Consider the following 16258-nt stretch of genomic DNA (forward strand, 5'->3'; position numbering starts at 1 on the left):
CTGTACTTCTGCTCTTTCTATGCTTGACTCGTAAAATTCTTTCGGAAATGAAGCGGTGATATCCCTTCTATATTTGAAAAACAATAAGAGAAATAAGAGGCATGCTGGAAGCCGCACTCCTCTGCGATCTTTGTCATGGACCAATCGGTCTGGATGAGCAGCTTTTTGGCCTGCTCGATCCGGTACTGCAGCAAGAAGTCCATCGGTGTCATCCCGAATACCTTGAGCATGCATTTGGCCAAGTAATTTGGGTGATAGTTCAGCTCCACATGGAGCGTAGCGTTCGTGATTTTCCTCATATAGTTCTGGCGAATGAACAGCTCAACCTTCTCAGCCAGGTGAAAAGCCGTCATATCCGTAGTCGCGATGAGCTCCCGGCTAATATGCTGCATAAAGAGCTGGAATGCATTTTGCTTGCGCCAGTTTCGCAAGGAACGGGACTCGTCCTCCAGCTGGAAAAAATATGCCGCAAGCTCAAACGCTTTGGGCGTCAGCTTTATATATTTTGGAATGAAAATGGAGTTGACCTCTGCATGGTTCAGGAATGCGGTTGTTCGATGATTATCGATTAACTCGGCTTGATTATCCAGGCAGGCATTCATATCGGTATACTCGCCCCAGGCCCCATGGGTGTGAAAATGAATCCAAATAATTTCAGTCTCTTCTGTGCAAGGGGCTGTACCGTAATGATTGAGATCCGGGCGGAGAATGATGGCCTCTTGCTGCTTCACCGTCCAGTTATGCTTACCTTCTCCAATATAAATCGTACCCTTGGTCACAATGATTAAGTCGAAGGTACCGATTTGATTCCGCGAAATATGGAGATCGCCGGCTTGATAGAAAGCTTTACCGAAATCTAGGAAATATGGGATTGGCGGGGCGATAAAGTGAAGGATTTGTGGAAGCATAGTCACCTCGAAAGGTTCTTTTTTTGAGAGCGGATGATAAGTTCATCTTACCATAATTGAATGATAAATGGGGATTGATTGGGACTTAGGAGTATAACAACTGTCGGCATTTTTTATTCGGCTTTTTCATTATTGTCCATAAAAAAGAGGTCAGCCGGACAAATCCGCTGACCCCATCCCATACTTACAATCGAACGTCATTAATAGGCCCGTTCGCTTCCAATTTCCGGGCTTCCTCGAGCTCCTTCTCCCAAGTCAGATGACGATATTCCGAAGCAGCTTCATCGTTCTGAAACCAGTTCAGGAAATCCTGCCAAAGGGATACGTTCCATGAGGCATCGATTTGTGCTGTCGTGTAGGTGCCTTCCTTCAAACGAACAAAACCGAAGATGTCCCGAACCTGCGATTTCTCTGCGTTCACGACGGTCAGTTCAGCGAGGTGAGGCGGGATGAAAATAACGCCAGAGGGTGTTCCCAGCACGACATCGCCGGGGAGACATACGGCACGGCCGATCCGCGTAGGCACGTTCATGCCGACCATCGTTACGTCCGCAATTGCAGTTGGATCGCTCCCCCGATAGAACACGTTAATATTTTCAATCTCTACGACCTGCTGATTATCCCGAATGCCTCCCCAGATGATCGCTCCGCCTTGCTTCGTGCGGGCAGAGATAGCGGTAGACAAGTTGCCGCCCACATAGGTGCCTTGATAAATTTTGTCAAACAGATCGACGACAACAACGTCATCCTCCTCCAGCGAGTCGATGACCCACTGATTGAAGAAGCCTCTGCGGTTTTCTTGTTGATGGCCGTAATTCAGTAGTGTTTCATGCAGATCGGGACGTTTCGGTACCATGACGGCTGTCACCGCACGCCCGACCATGACTTGATTCGGATGGATGATCTTGAAATCCCCTTCAAATTGGTACTGATAGCCTCTGTTCCACAGGGGTCCCCAAGCTTCCTCCAGTGTAATTTTGCGCATCCGCCGTAAAATATTAGCAGCTACTTTGGGCCGGCCATTAGGAAACCGTTCCCCTTGCCACAGAGGCGTCAATTGTACAATATCTTCCGCATTGTCAAATTTCATAGTAAGCACCTCGCTTATTTAAAATTGGTTAACTCCACAGTCTGTCATTCGACCAATAATGGTTCCACTTATCGGTGGGTTCCCACTGGCCAGGAATCTCCGGATGCAGATGCTCGGCGATGACTTCATCGTTCAGCTCTTCAATGCCGAGACCCGGCGCATCGGGAACGGCGATGAATCCGTTCTGGACGAGCGGCTTCGGCAGCTTGCTGATAATAATGTCATCCCACCAGTCGACATCGGAGGAATGGAATTCGAGCGCCAGGAAGTTCTCCGTCGCTGCCGCAACGTGAACCGCCGCTAAGCAGGCGATGGGGCTTTCTGCCATATGAATAGCCATGGCTACGCCGTATTCTTGCGCCATATCGCCGATTTTTTTCGTCTCCAGGATGCCGCCGGTTGTGAGCACATCCGGATGAATAACCGATAAGGCACCCGACTCGAGCAGCGGTTTAAAGTTTTCTTTCAAATAAATGTCTTCACCCGTACAGAGCGGAGTAGCAACCGATTGAGACAATCGTTTGTATTGATCCGTGTATGACCATGGAAGCATATCCTCCATCCAGGCGAGATTAAACTTATCGATCCGCTGTCCGAGCTTGATGCAGTTCTCAATGCCGATATGGCCAAAATGATCGATAGCAAGCGGTACTTCGTGTCCAATTACAGAACGCACATCGGCTACATATTGTTCGAGCATATCAAGGCCTTTTTCCGTGACGTGAATGCCAGTGAACGGGTGAGCGATATTATAAATATCGTAATGCCGGTTTCGAAGGTTACAGAGCTCCAGTTCGGAATGGTTTGATTGTTTGCGGTTGTACCACGACTTGGAGAGCGATCGCATTTCCTCCAGGAAGCCGAGAGGGGCGCTTAGGGTGCCGGGTTCATGAATAATTTGATTGATACCCAGATCCATTTTGAGGAAGGTATATCCTTTTTCCATCCTTTTTTTCAAAGCTTCTCCCATTGCAGTGCCCGTGTCTTTGCCGTTCACATCGGTATCGCAGTACATGCGAATCTTCTCGCGGAATTTACCGCCAAGCATTTGATAAATAGGGATGTTATAAGCTTTGCCCGCTAAGTCCCAGAGTGCGATCTCCAGTCCGCTGACACCGCCGCCTTGGCGGGCATGACCGCCAAACTGCTTGATTCGTCGAAACAGTTTATCGATCATGCATGGGTTTTCACCCAGCAGTCGGCTTTTAAGCATGAGGGCAAATGTTTTGTCTGCACCGTCGCGAACTTCACCAAAGCCGACTAACCCTTGGTTGGTATAGACCTTGATGAGGCTGCAGTGCATGGGCGCGCCGGCAATATCCGCAAAGCGGATATCGGTAATTTTTAATTCCGAGGGGATGGCGTTTGTGTTAACATAGGCTAACGTATTTTCATAGGTTTCTTGATTCGGCATAGGAATGCTCCTTTGACTCATAGAATGTGGTCGTCAATCGGACCTCTAGCTAAAGCAGCATGCTGCCGCCATCCAAACGAATGGAAGCGCCAGTCATGAATTCGCTTTCTTCGGATGCTATGTAGCAAGCCATACTCGCTATATCCGATGGCAAACCGACACGGCCCATAGGGAATTTTTTACGGTTTACGCCGCGTTTGAGCTTTCCCTGTTTTCCTACATCAACAGCTCCCGGTTCAATGGTGTTCACTGTTATTCCGTACTTCGCCAGCTCAATGGCGCTTTCTCTGCCTAACATGTGGATACCGCCTTTGGTCATGCAGTAGATCACATCGAAATCTGTCGGCCTCTTGCCATGGACAGAGGAAATGTTGATGATTCGTCCAAAACCGTTGGCTTTCATCTGCGGGACGACGGCCTGGATACATTGCCAGTAACCTTTCAAGTTGATATGCATCAACTGGTCGAACTGATCATCCATATACGCGAAGAAATCAACATTCAACTGCAGTGCCGCATTGTTGACCAGGATATCGATGCCGCCAAAACGATTCCCAACAACATTGACCATGTGTTCGATCTCAGGCTTATACGCAATATTCGCTTGCACAATCATAGATTGTCCGCTGCATGCATCAATCTGCTGTTGCGTTTCTCTAGCGCCGGTATCGCTTGAATTGTAGTGGATGGCGACATTTGCGCCTCGTTTGGCAAGCGCGACAGCGATTCCTTTGCCAATGCCTGTTCCGGCTCCGGTAACCAATGCCGTTTTTCCCGATAAATTCATGGCTGCTCAGACCTCCAAATCGGGTGGCTTTTTCATTTTGTGATCCATGTAATGCATGAGGAACCCTCCATCCAAGCGAATATCGGCTCCGTTCATATGACGTGCGTTGTCCGAGCACAGGAAGGAGACCAGCTGCGCCAAATCATCATAAGTGCCGAGGACGTTACTCGGTACCTTATACATGTAGTCTTCATAGATTGAAGAAACATCGCTTTGAAACAAGGTATCATCACCCGCGACAGGCCCCATTTCAATGAAGTTCACATGGATGCCATGCCGACCCAAGACAAGCGATGCTTCCCGGCTTAGCATTTTTATGGCGCCTTGTGAAACGCTGAAGGAGAAGGACGAGCCTGTCGGCTTCTCTGCATGAATCGAGCCGACGAACAGCATCGTCCCGGACTGCTTGGCGATCATCTGTTTGCCAACCGCTTGCGCACATACAAAAGCTGACTTGGCGTTGGCATTCAGGACCTCAAGGAAACAATCCTCTTCGCACAATTCCACACTAGAGGTTTTCACTGTCCTATTGTTGTGGATCAGGATGTCTACCGGCCCGATCTGTTTTGTCGTGTCTTCCAAAACAGAGACGACGGCCGAACTGCTGAGCAGGTTCGCATTGACGATAACCACTTGCACACCGCGGGTCTGACAACGCTGCAATTCGGATTCGAGATTCGTACCTCCTGAGACGCTGTTGAGAATAAAGTGCGCTCCTTCATCCGCCAGACGATAGAGGAGAGCCTTGCCGGAGCCGCTGTCGGCATCCGTAATGAAGATCACTTTTTTTGTAAGTTTCATAAGTCCTCCAAAAGCCATAGTTAGATGTGCTAGGGGGCAAGCGGCTGATATGGTCAATCTTACAAACGGAACCGTGCACAAGGCGATGCTGTAAAATTATGATTTTGTTTGATTTTTTTAAAACTGCCGTTTGTCGAAGATTAAGTGATTTTGTTTGTTGACGAACACTCTTCATCTCCGGTATGATCTGGATAAATCGATTATCGATAATCGTTATTGGGTACATAGGACAGGGGGAATCCTCACCGAATGGAATTTGCAAACTACTCTCAACATCCAACTTCATTAAGCGAGCATGTGTATTTATCATTAAAAAAGCAAATTATGAAGGGGGAGCTCCCTCCAGGTCACCGGGTGATCGTACTTGAAATTGCCAAAGCATTTGATGTGAGTCAAGCACCGGTCCGAGAGGCACTCGAGCGATTGAAGCATGAAGGTATGATCATCGGCAAGACCAACAAAGGCTCTATGGTAGCACCAATCACGTTAAAAGAAATTCGCGATATTTATGAGCTAAGGCAGCTGATTGAAGGCCATGCGCTTCGGGAGACGATGAAAAACCTGACTCCGAAAGACATCGCTCATTTGGAACAAATTTTACATGGAATGAAAGAATCTGTAGACGAGAACGATCCTTACCGATTGGTCGAATTGGATATGGCCTTTCACGGTTATTTCTACGAACGAAGCGGGAACGCGCTCTTTCTAGACATTTGGAACGGTATCAAAACGAAAATCATGCGGTTTATTTCGATCACGAATCAAGATTATACGGGATACTTCATCCCATCCGCTCACGAAGAACTGCTGGATCTGATCAAATCGGGAGATGTCGAGATTTTAGTTGAAAAGCTGGTTCGTGGCTTGGATTTCCACAAAGCGTACACAGGATAACGATACTGCTCATTTTTCATAACCTACAGTCCTGACTGAGAGGAGAACGAGGAGATGAATTCGTTAATCAGTACATACGAAAAGGATAGAAGAACCGTTGACCCGGAGCATATGGTCATTCGAGACAGGCTTGTGTCCGACCTCATTCGGAATCGGACCGAGCAGTCGGAATCTATCCGGAATCGATTCGTGGAGAAGGGGATGAATCCTTATTTTTCTTACCCAACGCTGGCCTTATTCGATATTGCCGGTGAATTTCAAGATCAATGGACGAAAAGGGAGGCTGCCAAGCAGCTTCGAACGTTCATAGAACATAGGATAACGTGTAATTGTATCGTTTTTATGGACGATGCCTGCCATATCGGCATTTTGTTTTCTTGGGACAATCTGGATAAAGTCCAAAGCATACATAGCTGTATGAAGGGAGCAAGTCTCCATACCGCAACGGCAGGCATCGGAAATCCGTGCAAACACCTCGCAGAACTGCATACCTCTTACCTTCAAGCTACAATTTCCCTGACGCATAAATTTTATCGTGGCATCGGCCAGATGATCTTGTATAACTCTATCGCCCCATTTAAAAACACCATTGAATATCCTGAAGCTCAAGAAGAAGCATTGTTTCATTTAATAAACGATTCTGCAGAAATGCAGCATATCGGCTCTGCGATCGACTCTTTTTATCAATCCTTTCTGATACATGGACTTTCGCAGCCTAATGATATTCGAGATGCAACGATCAGATTGCTGATTGGCTTGGAGCATCGGGTCAAATCTTCTGCAACAGCGCGCACGCTTACGATCATGAAGCCGGACATCATGTCCGTCTTGCACTTGCCATCCATTGATGAAATTAAAGCTTATGTCACTTGCTATATTCAGCTCCTTGTGAACGAAATCCACGCTTTGTCAACGGAAAGTATGAATCGCACGCTCATTCGGAAAGCGCTTACAATCATGGAGGACGAATACGACCGAGCGACACTTCATTATGTGGCGGAAAAAGTGTTCATTACGCCGGCTTACTTAAGCACGCTTTTCAAAACGAATATGGGCATTACATTTATTGAGCATTTGACCGAGATTCGCATGAAGAAGGCGAAGAGGCTTCTCAAGCAAGCGGAGTTAAAAAATTATGAGGTAGCTGAAAAGGTCGGCTATCACGATTCCAGGTACTTCAGTCAAATTTTCAAGAAAAAGGTCGGATTGTCGCCGAGCGACTACAGGGAATCCTTGCAAACAACAGGCACCTAGTTACATAGGCGGTTCTCGTGAATGAAAGAAAACAAACATTATCAATAAATTGTCTACTGTGCATCTAAAATTCCATTTGATATTTTGTTAATACACGACAACCGCTAGCAGTCTTGTAAGCGCTGTCGCAATGAACAATATGAAAGGAGTGGAAGAATGAATGTGGAAGAAATAGCGGTATCGAAACGTTCGTTATCGTTTAGCCGCCTTAGGAGAAGAAGCCTTCTCTCCAACGAGCAAAATTTGGCCGGTTATTTATTTATATCTCCATGGCTGTTGGGATTTTTTCTATTAACCGTTTGGCCTATCTTGCGATCCTTTTATCTTTCTTTCACGGAGTACTCGCTGCTTGAGGACCCGGTGTGGGTCGGCTTTGACAACTACAAGGAAATATTTTTCAATGATCAGCTGTTTCGCAAATCGTTAGGGGTCACCTTTACATTCGTCGTGTTTTCGGTCCCCGTGAAGCTGTTTTGCTCATTGATGGTAGCTATGTTTCTGAACAGAAGTATGCGGGGGATTCAACTCTATCGGACCGCAATTTATTTCCCGTCGCTAATCGGCGGCAGTATTGCCGTATCCGTGCTTTGGAGAAATATGTTTGACATGAAAGGGTATGTGAACCACGTTTTGGGCTGGTTCCATATGGAAGGCGTGGGCTGGCTATCCAATCCAAGCACTTCACTATATACGCTTGTACTGCTGAATGCCTGGCAATTCGGTTCGACGATGGTCATTTTTCTTGCCGGCTTGAAGCAAATTCCACAAGATTTGTATGAATCTGCATCTGTTGACGGCGCAGGGTCTTTACGAAAATTTTTCCATATTACGCTTCCGATGCTTTCACCTGTCATGTTCTTTAATCTGGTTCTTGGTATTATAGGATCGTTCCAAATGTTCACTTCCGCGTTCATCATCACGAATGGCGGACCTGCTAACTCCACCTATATGTATGCGCTATTTCTGTTCGAAAAAGCTTTTAAAAATTATCAAATGGGTTATGCATCTTCGCTTGCCTGGATTTTGCTTGTGATCATCGCTGCACTGACCGCACTGAATTTCCTGATGTCCAAATATTGGGTGTTCTATGAGTCTGAGGGAGGTCATGCCAAATGAAAATGTCAGGAACCAGGCTTTCCTCTTTCAGTAACCATGTTGTATTAACGGCGATATCACTTCTCATGCTTTATCCGGTGATTTGGTGGCTCGGAGCTTCATTGAAAAAAAATTCAGAAATGAGTTTACCGACAATCTGGCCGGAAACGCCGATGTGGGAAAACTTCAGCAAAGGCTGGAATTTTTCTGCTGAATACAGCTTTTCCACTTTTTTTGCCAACACGTTGATCATGGAATTTTGGAACTTAGTCGGTGCGGTGATAACAAGCGCATTGGTGGCTTATGGATTCGGCCGTCTGAAGTTTAAGCTGCAAAACTTTTGGTTTTCCATTCTATTGCTCACGATGATGCTGCCGGGTCAGGTTACGATCGTTCCGCAGTACATCATGTACAACAATTTAGGACTCGTTGACAGTTATATTCCCTTGGTTTTGCCGCATTTTTTTGGCGGAGGCGCGTTCTTTGTCTTTTTACTTGTTCAATTTATTCGAGGGATTCCCCGAGAGTTGGATGAAGCCGCCAAAATCGATGGAGCTTCGGTATACACCATTTTTTTGAAAGTCGTATTCCCCTTAATTAAACCTGCATTGATCACAGTCGCGATATTTACATTTATTTGGAGTTGGGACGATTTCTTCGGGCAAGTCCTCTACTTGAGCTCGATCGAGAAATATACAGTCGGTTTAGGGCTGAGAATGTTCATCGATCAATTCGAAGTTCAGTGGGGGCAGCTTCTCGCCATGTCCTTATTATCGACCCTTCCTTCCGTAATCGTCTTCTTCCTCGCTCAGAAATATTTCGTAGAAGGTATTGCTACAACTGGTATTAAAGGTTAGACACCATAAAATGAATCTGAAAGGGGAAAAGGAAAGTATGCTCATAAAGAAAACATGGGGTTTACAGTTCTCAGCGGTTACTCTTGCAGCACTCATGTTCATGTCCGGTTGTAGTTCAGAATCGACTTCAGGTCAAGGTGAGGGGGGGACTTCAGCGACAACGGATGCTCCTAAATCCGCTAAACAAGCAAATCTCAAAATCATGTGGTGGGGGCCAGATGCCAGGCATCAAGCTACGCTAAAAGCGCTGGAACTGTATTCACAGCAACATGCAAACATCAAGTTTACGCCGGAGTATTTGGCCTGGGACGGATATTGGACGAAATTAACGACACTGGCTGCATCCAAGTCCATGACCGATGTTCTTCAAATGGATGCTGCCTATATCCAGGACTATGCGAAGCGGGGATTGCTTGAAGACTTGACGGATGTGGACTTAAAGGGGATTGTGGATCCCAAAATTATTGAAAATTCGAAGATTAACGGAAAACTCTATGGCATCCCTCTTAGTCATAACGGGGCCGGATTTGCTTATAACAAAACGGATTTGGAAGCCGCAGGAATCAAACTCCCATCCAAAGATTGGTCCTGGGATGATTTCTTTGCCTTCGCGAAGGAAGCGCGCTCGAAATTGCCCAAGGATAAGTTCGGAATTGCTGACAGCTCTACGGGCTGGGAGTGGTATCAATTTTATCAAACTTCCTATGGCAAAGGTCCTGTTATGATCGACGGAACGAAATTTAACCTGGATAAAGACTTGTGGTATAAATTCCAGCAAACCTATGAACAGTTCCGCAAAGACGGTGTAGTTCCTCAGGGGCAGATACAGGCTGCATTTAAAGAAAACGATCCGAAAGGCGATCCGATGGCATCCGGAACCGTCATGACGAGAGGCGCGACGGTCGGCTCTGTGAGTGTGCTTGAACAGTTGATGCCGGGTAAAGTTGCCGTTGTGAACAATCCTATAGGTCCGTCAGGAGGCGGCTGGGCACAGTCTACGATCTATTTGAGCATTAGCGCCTCTTCCAAAAATAAAGCGGAAGCGAAGCAGTTCGTCAAATGGTTTATTACCGATAAGGAAGCCGGCAAGGTGCTCGGTACGACCCGGGGCATTCCGATCAATGAAAGCATTTATCAAGAGTTGGTGCCGAACTTGAAGAAAACGGACACGATTGGAAAAGATCTTCTGGACGCTGCTCTAGGTAAAGCACTGCCGTTCTATCCGGCTCCTCCGGGATGGGAAGATTTCGTCAAAACGTACACCTCGGAAATGGAAAATGTTATGTTCGGCAAACAAACGCTTGATGAAGCATTCGCGAAAATTACAGCAAAGGGCAAGGAAACCGAAGCCAAGCTCAGTAAAAAATAAGTGAATCGCAGAGGAGGCGTGGCGGCCATGAAATTAGCTGAATTTTTCACTTCTCATCCAAACCGGCTTTGGCATTTAGCCAAACAGATGGGCGTCGACTATGCGGTTGGTCCTCTTCCACGGGAAGAAAACGGCTGGAAGCCCTGGGATTTTATGAATCTCCTGCATATGAAGCAAAGATTCGAGAATTTCGGCATCGAGCTGGCTGTCATTGAATCGGCGCCCCCGACGAACAAGATTAAACTAGGCTTGCCAGGTCGCGATGAAGAGATCGAAGTGATGAGGCAATTGATTACAAACATAGGTAAATTAGGGATTTCTGTGCTTTGTTATAACTTTATGGCACAGTTCAACTGGTTCCGTACCTCAACGACAACCCGTACAAGAGGCGGCGCGCTTGTATCCAGCTATGATCATTCGCTGATGCAGAATGCTCCACTGACAGAAGCCGGCGAAGTTTCGGAAGAGCAGCTGTGGGAAAATTTGAAGTATTACTTGGAAAAAATAGTTCCGACAGCAGAAAAAGCAAAGGTAAAGCTTGCGCTACACCCGGACGATCCGCCGATTTCTCCGATTCGCGGAGTCTCTCGCATTTTGCGAAGCGCAGATAGCTTGCGTCGGGCGATTGATCTCGTTCCGAGCGAATACAGCGGCATCACGCTTTGCCAAGGAACGCTGGCAACCGCAGGTGAATCGATCCCCGCCGTCATCCGTCATTTCGCGGCTGATGATAAAATCTTTTTCGTTCATTTCCGCGATGTGCAAGGGACACCGGAGAAATTCGAGGAGACTTTTCACGACGACGGCAAAACCAATATGCTGGAAGCCATGCAAACTTATTATGAGGTCGGCTATAACGGCATCGCAAGACCTGACCATGTCCCGACCATGGAAGGGGAGGATAATTCGAATCCAGGCTATGAGCTTTTAGGGCGGTTGTATGGCGTTGGTTATATCAAAGGTCTGATGGAAGCAGCCGCTTCTCAGCAGCAGTCATCCATCAATACGTGATAGGGAAGGGAGATTATCATGCAAAAAGCAGTGTTAGGCCGAACCGGTCTTGAAGTGACCCGCCTTGGATTTGGCGCCATGGAAATACGCGGAACGCGGGTTTGGAACGGACGTCCGCTTATGGATGAAGATGCGGAGCGGATCCTAAACGCCGTCCTCGATGCAGGCATTAATTTTATCGATACATCTTATGATTATGGACTTAGCGAATCCTACATCGGACGCTATATCAACCATCGGAGAAGCGAATACTTCTTGGCGACAAAGTGCGGCTGTACGCTGGTCGACTGCGGAGATCATTTTGAGACACCGCATGTATGGACGAGAGAAAACCTGCTAAGCAATATTGAAACGAGCTTGAAACGAATGAACACGGATTACATCGACTTGCTTCAACTTCATAATCCAACGGTGCAACAGACAGAGGATGGCCAGCTCATCGAGGTTCTCCAAGACATTCAAGCGTCCGGCAAAGTCCGCTGGATCGGCGTCTCCTCTACGATGCCTCATATTACGACCTACATCGAGTCCGGCGCTTTCGACACCTTCCAGCTTCCTTATTCCGCACTGGATAGAGACCATGAACAGATCATTACGGCAGCAGCCCAGGCAGGGGCGGGAACCATTGTTCGCGGTGGAGTCTGCAAGGGAGAAACGAACGGAGGGCGCGAGCTCCCAGATCGATGGGCCGTATGGGAGAACGCCGGCTTGGACGATCTGTTGGATGTCGGGGAGAGCCGCACAGGATTCCTGCTGCGTTATACACTCAGCCATCCGGATATGTCGACCACAATCGTCGGCACCAAGAATCCCTCTCATCTGGCCGACAATCTACGAATGGTTGAGAAAGGCCCGCTTTCAACTGATGTGTACGAGGAAGCTCGAAGACGACTGCACTTGTCCAGTCAAGAGACGGAGAGTCACGCATAAGAAAGGAATGTTTGGATGATTTAAGGCGGTCCGTTAGGACCGTCTTTTTGCGATTGGAGTTAGTAGACACATTATAGTTACAGGCAGTTTAATCGGCTAAATGTTACAATGAGTTAAGGAAAAAGAAGGCATATATATGATAAGTTTTTTTGTTTGAATGATAAATTAAGCATAGGAGATAACTTAATGGAACAGATTGGTGAATATCGAGAACTTTGTGGAGTACCATGCATCATACTTGAACCTTCATCTGAACAGATTGGCCAAATTGTACTGTATCACGGGTGGGGATCAACCATGGATAGTTACAAGTTTTTTGCCTCATTAATATCTAACTGGGGGTATAGAGTCATTATACCTGAACTACCTTGCCATGGAGAGCGTGGAAGTCTTAATTATTTGGATGAAGAAACGCTGCAAACGAATTTCTGGCCCATCGTTTTTCAAGGTGTACAAGAAGCGGAGAAAATCGTTTCAGAGCTTATACAAAACAGTGATAGTCCAATAAGTGTGGTTGGCCACTCAACAGGCGGGTTTATTACTGCTGGAACTTATGCTAAACATCAGCAGGTTCAATCCGCAATCGTTATTAATGGTTCCTGTGCTTGGGTTCAATTTGAAGAACTATTTCGTGAAAAAAATGGTTTGAATCCAATAGAGGCTAGTGCCAAAGCTCTTTTACAACAACATGATCCGCTTTCCTATATTCACAGGAATCTTGAAAAACCATTATTGCTTCTTCATTGCCAGGATGACACTTCAGTACCTATCGATAGTCAGTTATATTTTATCAATGCTATATCAGCAGAGGGAAAATCAGTTGATCATCTCCAATTGATTGAATATCCGAGAGTTAATCACCAGATCACACTGGGAATGCTGCAAAAGATAAAGGAGTTTCTTGATAAAAATCTAAAAGCAGAACGATAGTCTAACCACCAAGATGACTGGGAGGGTGGTGAATTTTTATAAATTTATGTCTAGCATTGTAATGCACGAAGGGAGGAAGGTGTTGGGGAATTCGTTTTATAATTAAGCTACGGGGACGCTTTTTTGGAATCCACTTTAGAACGAATACTCTAGCCAGAGTACCGATCAACATATAGAAAATGAAAGAATAAATGTAGTTCCAGCCATAATAAACGAGAGCACCGACCCAGACAGAAAACGGTTCGCCAATAAACGCAAAAATAGCAGCTTGTAAGAATACAGAAATGGAAAACGATTTCCATGTTGAAAAATATTGAAAAATTAACATTTGACCTATTGGTACTAGTGAAATATCAAAAGGTAACTCGAAAACAGATTATGGTATTAATTTTGTAGGATATACCCAGATACCAATGTCTGCCCCAAATTCGTCTGTAATAATTGTAATAATCAGTACGACTAGTCCAAAAAACCAAATGATAGGTGCTCCATTGCGGTCAACAAGTTTTACAAAAAGTAACCATGGGATACAGATCATAGGCCAGGGAGCAGATTACCGCAGCAGCGGAAATTCAGGAGGAATAGAGTGGTCTGATTATTATGATGTTAGAGCTTAAAAAGGAAACGGAAGATTCATTAGAGGGGTTTGGGATTCAACTAACTGGGAACGATACTTAAATTAACAGGGAGCAGTCGCCGCGGCCGGCAGCTGTTCCCTTTTTCTTTGAAGTAATGGGAGGATAGCATGGGAAGTTTCAGTTATAATAGCTATTAATATAAGTACCAAAAGTTACCTCGAACACCTTATGTTTTTCCCTTTACTGTTTACACTAAGCCTAAAGGTACGCGACTAGCCCCATTGAAAAACCTCTTATACATCACCTTATTGCCTTGAAGGGGGACATCTATTTTGGATGCACAGTTTCTAGATTTATTGGCCCAGAAATATGATACGGAAGAAAAAGTTATAACAGAAATCATCAACCTTGAAGCGATCTCCAATCTTCCCAAGGGAACTGAACATTTTGTCAGTGATTTGCATGGGGAGTTCCAGGCTTTTCAGCATGTGCTAAGGAACGGATCGGGTACTGTAAAAGAGAAAATCAAAGCCTTATTCTATGAGGTTTGGACGGATCAGGAAATCAATGATTTTACGACGTTAGTTTATTACCCGGAAGAAAAAATACAGATGGTTAAAGGAGACCTGTGCAATAAACAAGCCTTGAACTTATGGTACAGACAAACGATTGAACAAATGCTTAAGCTCATTTCTTACGCCTCTTCCAAATATACGCGCTCGAAATTGCGTACTGCTCTGCCGGATCAGTTTGTCTATATTGTAGAAGAGCTTCTATACAAGACGGATTCGACTAACAATAAGGACCCTTATTATGAGGAAATATACCGGCAAATTATTTCCTTGGGCCAGGCGGACAAGCTCATTATCGGCCTTGCTTATACGACCCAGCGACTGGTGGTTGACCATCTTCATGTGGTCGGAGATATCTATGACCGGGGGCCGGACCCCGATAAAATTATGGACACGCTGATCAACTACCATTCTGTAGATATTCAGTGGGGGAACCATGATGTCCTGTGGATAGGCGCCTATGCGGGTTCCCTGGTCTGCCTTGCGAATATTATCCGGATCTGCGCCAGATACGACAATCTGAATATCATCGAAGACGTGTATGGAATCAATCTTCGCCCGCTGCTGAACTTGGCGGAGAAATACTATAATGACAATCCAGCCTTTAGACCGAAGCTGCAGACCGACCATAACGGTTCGGAGCAGGAAATTCTGCAGATTACCAAAATTCATCAAGCCATTGCCATGATCCAGTTTAAGCTTGAAATCCCTATTATCAAGAGGCGCCCTTACTTTAATATGTCTGAAAGGCTTTTGCTTGAGCAAATCGATTACGACAAAAGTGAAATCGAGATCGGCGGAAAAACGTATCCGCTGGAAAACACCTGTTTCTCAACTGTAAATCCGCAGCAGCCTGAACAATTGCTGGAGGAAGAACAGCAGGTGATGGAAAAGCTGTTGTTCTCCGTTCAGCATTCCGAAAAGCTGTCCAGACATATGAATTTTTTTATGAAAAAGGGCAGCCTTTATCTAAAATACAACGGGAATTTATTATTCCACGGCTGTATTCCTTTGGATGAAGAAGGTAATATGGAAGAAATGCAGATTGAAAACGAGACGTATTCGGGCCGTAAGCTGCTCGATGCTTTTGAATATTATTTACGTTACGCCTTTGCGCATCCGGAAGAGACGGATGATCTGGCTACGGATATGGTATGGTACATCTGGACAGGGGAATATTCCTCGCTCTTTGGGAAGAGAGAAATGACCACCTTTGAAAGGTACTTTATTCAAGATAAAGAAGCCTATAAGGAGAGAAAGAACCCTTATTATCATTTACGTGAGAACGAAGAGATCTGCCGGAAAATCCTGCTGGAGTTTGATATGAATCCGGATCATGGCCATATCATTAACGGCCACACGCCGGTTAAAGAAATACGTGGAGAGAATCCCGTTAAAGCAAATGGGAAAATGGTTGTCATTGACGGCGGTTTTTCCAAAGCCTATCAATCCACAACGGGCATCGCCGGATATACCTTGTTGTATAATTCTTTTGGCATGCAGCTCGTTGCCCATCAGAAATTTAAGTCAAAAGAAGATGTATTATGTAACGGAACGGACGTATTGTCTGTAAAAAGGCTGGTGGACAAAGAACTGGAGCGGAAGCTGGTGAGGGAAACCAATATCGGGGAGAAGCTGCAGCAGAAAATCTCAAATTTGAAAAATCTCCTGGAATATCGCTACATGAAATGAACTAACGGCGAAATGAAACAACTGTTACAGCCGCGTTACGTTCCCTCGAAAGGGAATTATAGGCCCCATATGGAAA

The 16258-nt window shown here is 45.7% G+C and carries 14 protein-coding genes; 9 read left to right on the top strand and 5 right to left on the bottom strand.

Translation table 11 applies throughout. From position 1 onward, the window contains the following. Positions 1-17: 17 nt before the first annotated feature. From PUT07_RS15845 to PUT07_RS15865, 5 genes are all read right to left on the bottom strand, one after another. Entirely contained in the window at positions 18-908 is an 891-nt protein-coding gene (locus tag PUT07_RS15845; RefSeq protein ID WP_274469140.1) for a helix-turn-helix transcriptional regulator, read from the bottom strand. A gap of 184 nt (positions 909-1092) precedes the next feature. Then, complete coding sequence (locus PUT07_RS15850; protein ID WP_274469142.1) at positions 1093-1998, bottom strand: RraA family protein; 906 nt, start codon at positions 1996-1998, stop codon at positions 1093-1095. Positions 1999-2026: 28 nt separating this feature from the next. Continuing rightward, positions 2027-3412 (bottom strand): mandelate racemase/muconate lactonizing enzyme family protein, encoded by a 1386-nt coding sequence (locus tag PUT07_RS15855; RefSeq protein ID WP_274469143.1) that lies wholly within the window; start codon positions 3410-3412, stop codon positions 2027-2029. Positions 3413-3461: 49 nt separating this feature from the next. Beyond that, entirely contained in the window at positions 3462-4199 is a 738-nt protein-coding gene (locus PUT07_RS15860) for an SDR family NAD(P)-dependent oxidoreductase (RefSeq protein ID WP_274469144.1), read from the bottom strand. A 6-nt stretch (positions 4200-4205) separates the two neighbouring features. Next, positions 4206-5000, bottom strand: a complete 795-nt coding sequence (locus tag PUT07_RS15865; RefSeq protein WP_274469145.1) for an SDR family NAD(P)-dependent oxidoreductase — start codon at positions 4998-5000, stop codon at positions 4206-4208. Between the two features lie 249 nt (positions 5001-5249). On the opposite strand from PUT07_RS15865, the gene PUT07_RS15870 reads away from it, so the two are divergent. The 9 genes from PUT07_RS15870 to PUT07_RS15910 all read left to right on the top strand — a co-directional run bounded on the left by PUT07_RS15870 (position 5250) and on the right by PUT07_RS15910 (position 16182). Then, positions 5250-5894 (top strand): GntR family transcriptional regulator, encoded by a 645-nt coding sequence (locus PUT07_RS15870; RefSeq protein WP_274469146.1) that lies wholly within the window; start codon positions 5250-5252, stop codon positions 5892-5894. A gap of 54 nt (positions 5895-5948) precedes the next feature. Next, positions 5949-7148 carry a helix-turn-helix domain-containing protein gene (locus PUT07_RS15875; protein WP_274469147.1) on the top strand — a complete coding sequence of 400 codons (1200 nt, stop codon included), beginning with the start codon at positions 5949-5951 and terminating at the stop codon, positions 7146-7148. A gap of 156 nt (positions 7149-7304) precedes the next feature. After that, entirely contained in the window at positions 7305-8264 is a 960-nt protein-coding gene (locus PUT07_RS15880) for a carbohydrate ABC transporter permease (protein WP_274469149.1), read from the top strand. A 2-nt stretch (positions 8265-8266) separates the two neighbouring features. Further along, a complete protein-coding gene (locus tag PUT07_RS15885; protein ID WP_274469342.1) occupies positions 8267-9100 on the top strand; it encodes a carbohydrate ABC transporter permease in 834 nt (277 codons plus the stop codon). Positions 9101-9137: 37 nt separating this feature from the next. After that, on the top strand, positions 9138-10469 hold the full coding sequence (locus tag PUT07_RS15890; protein ID WP_274469150.1) for an ABC transporter substrate-binding protein: 1332 nt from the start codon (positions 9138-9140) through the stop codon (positions 10467-10469). A 27-nt stretch (positions 10470-10496) separates the two neighbouring features. Beyond that, positions 10497-11480, top strand: a complete 984-nt coding sequence (locus PUT07_RS15895; protein WP_274469151.1) for a mannonate dehydratase — start codon at positions 10497-10499, stop codon at positions 11478-11480. A gap of 18 nt (positions 11481-11498) precedes the next feature. Beyond that, a complete protein-coding gene (locus tag PUT07_RS15900) occupies positions 11499-12410 on the top strand; it encodes an aldo/keto reductase (protein ID WP_274469152.1) in 912 nt (303 codons plus the stop codon). 186 nt (positions 12411-12596) lie between these two features. Further along, positions 12597-13340, top strand: a complete 744-nt coding sequence (locus tag PUT07_RS15905) for an alpha/beta hydrolase family protein (protein ID WP_274469153.1) — start codon at positions 12597-12599, stop codon at positions 13338-13340. A gap of 910 nt (positions 13341-14250) precedes the next feature. Beyond that, positions 14251-16182: a fructose-1,6-bisphosphatase gene (locus PUT07_RS15910; protein ID WP_274469154.1), complete on the top strand. Its 1932-nt coding sequence runs from the start codon at positions 14251-14253 to the stop codon at positions 16180-16182. Positions 16183-16258 lie beyond the last annotated feature (76 nt).

The sequence above is a fragment of the Paenibacillus sp. MAHUQ-63 genome (genome assembly GCF_028765165.1).
Lineage (GTDB): Bacteria > Bacillota > Bacilli > Paenibacillales > NBRC-103111 > Paenibacillus_E.

What these genes read in the sequence shown, in the direction of transcription:
- PUT07_RS15845 (WP_274469140.1), bottom strand. Translation starts at nt 908, where the DNA reads ATGCTTCCACAAATCCTTCACTTTATCGCCCCGCCAATCCCATATTTC.
- PUT07_RS15850 (WP_274469142.1), bottom strand. Translation starts at nt 1,998, where the DNA reads ATGAAATTTGACAATGCGGAAGATATTGTACAATTGACGCCTCTGTGG.
- PUT07_RS15855 (WP_274469143.1), bottom strand. Translation starts at nt 3,412, where the DNA reads ATGCCGAATCAAGAAACCTATGAAAATACGTTAGCCTATGTTAACACA.
- PUT07_RS15860 (WP_274469144.1), bottom strand. Translation starts at nt 4,199, where the DNA reads ATGAATTTATCGGGAAAAACGGCATTGGTTACCGGAGCCGGAACAGGC.
- PUT07_RS15865 (WP_274469145.1), bottom strand. Translation starts at nt 5,000, where the DNA reads ATGAAACTTACAAAAAAAGTGATCTTCATTACGGATGCCGACAGCGGC.
- PUT07_RS15870 (WP_274469146.1), top strand. Translation starts at nt 5,250, where the DNA reads ATGGAATTTGCAAACTACTCTCAACATCCAACTTCATTAAGCGAGCAT.
- PUT07_RS15875 (WP_274469147.1), top strand. Translation starts at nt 5,949, where the DNA reads ATGAATTCGTTAATCAGTACATACGAAAAGGATAGAAGAACCGTTGAC.
- PUT07_RS15880 (WP_274469149.1), top strand. Translation starts at nt 7,305, where the DNA reads ATGAATGTGGAAGAAATAGCGGTATCGAAACGTTCGTTATCGTTTAGC.
- PUT07_RS15885 (WP_274469342.1), top strand. Translation starts at nt 8,267, where the DNA reads ATGTCAGGAACCAGGCTTTCCTCTTTCAGTAACCATGTTGTATTAACG.
- PUT07_RS15890 (WP_274469150.1), top strand. Translation starts at nt 9,138, where the DNA reads ATGCTCATAAAGAAAACATGGGGTTTACAGTTCTCAGCGGTTACTCTT.
- PUT07_RS15895 (WP_274469151.1), top strand. Translation starts at nt 10,497, where the DNA reads ATGAAATTAGCTGAATTTTTCACTTCTCATCCAAACCGGCTTTGGCAT.
- PUT07_RS15900 (WP_274469152.1), top strand. Translation starts at nt 11,499, where the DNA reads ATGCAAAAAGCAGTGTTAGGCCGAACCGGTCTTGAAGTGACCCGCCTT.
- PUT07_RS15905 (WP_274469153.1), top strand. Translation starts at nt 12,597, where the DNA reads ATGGAACAGATTGGTGAATATCGAGAACTTTGTGGAGTACCATGCATC.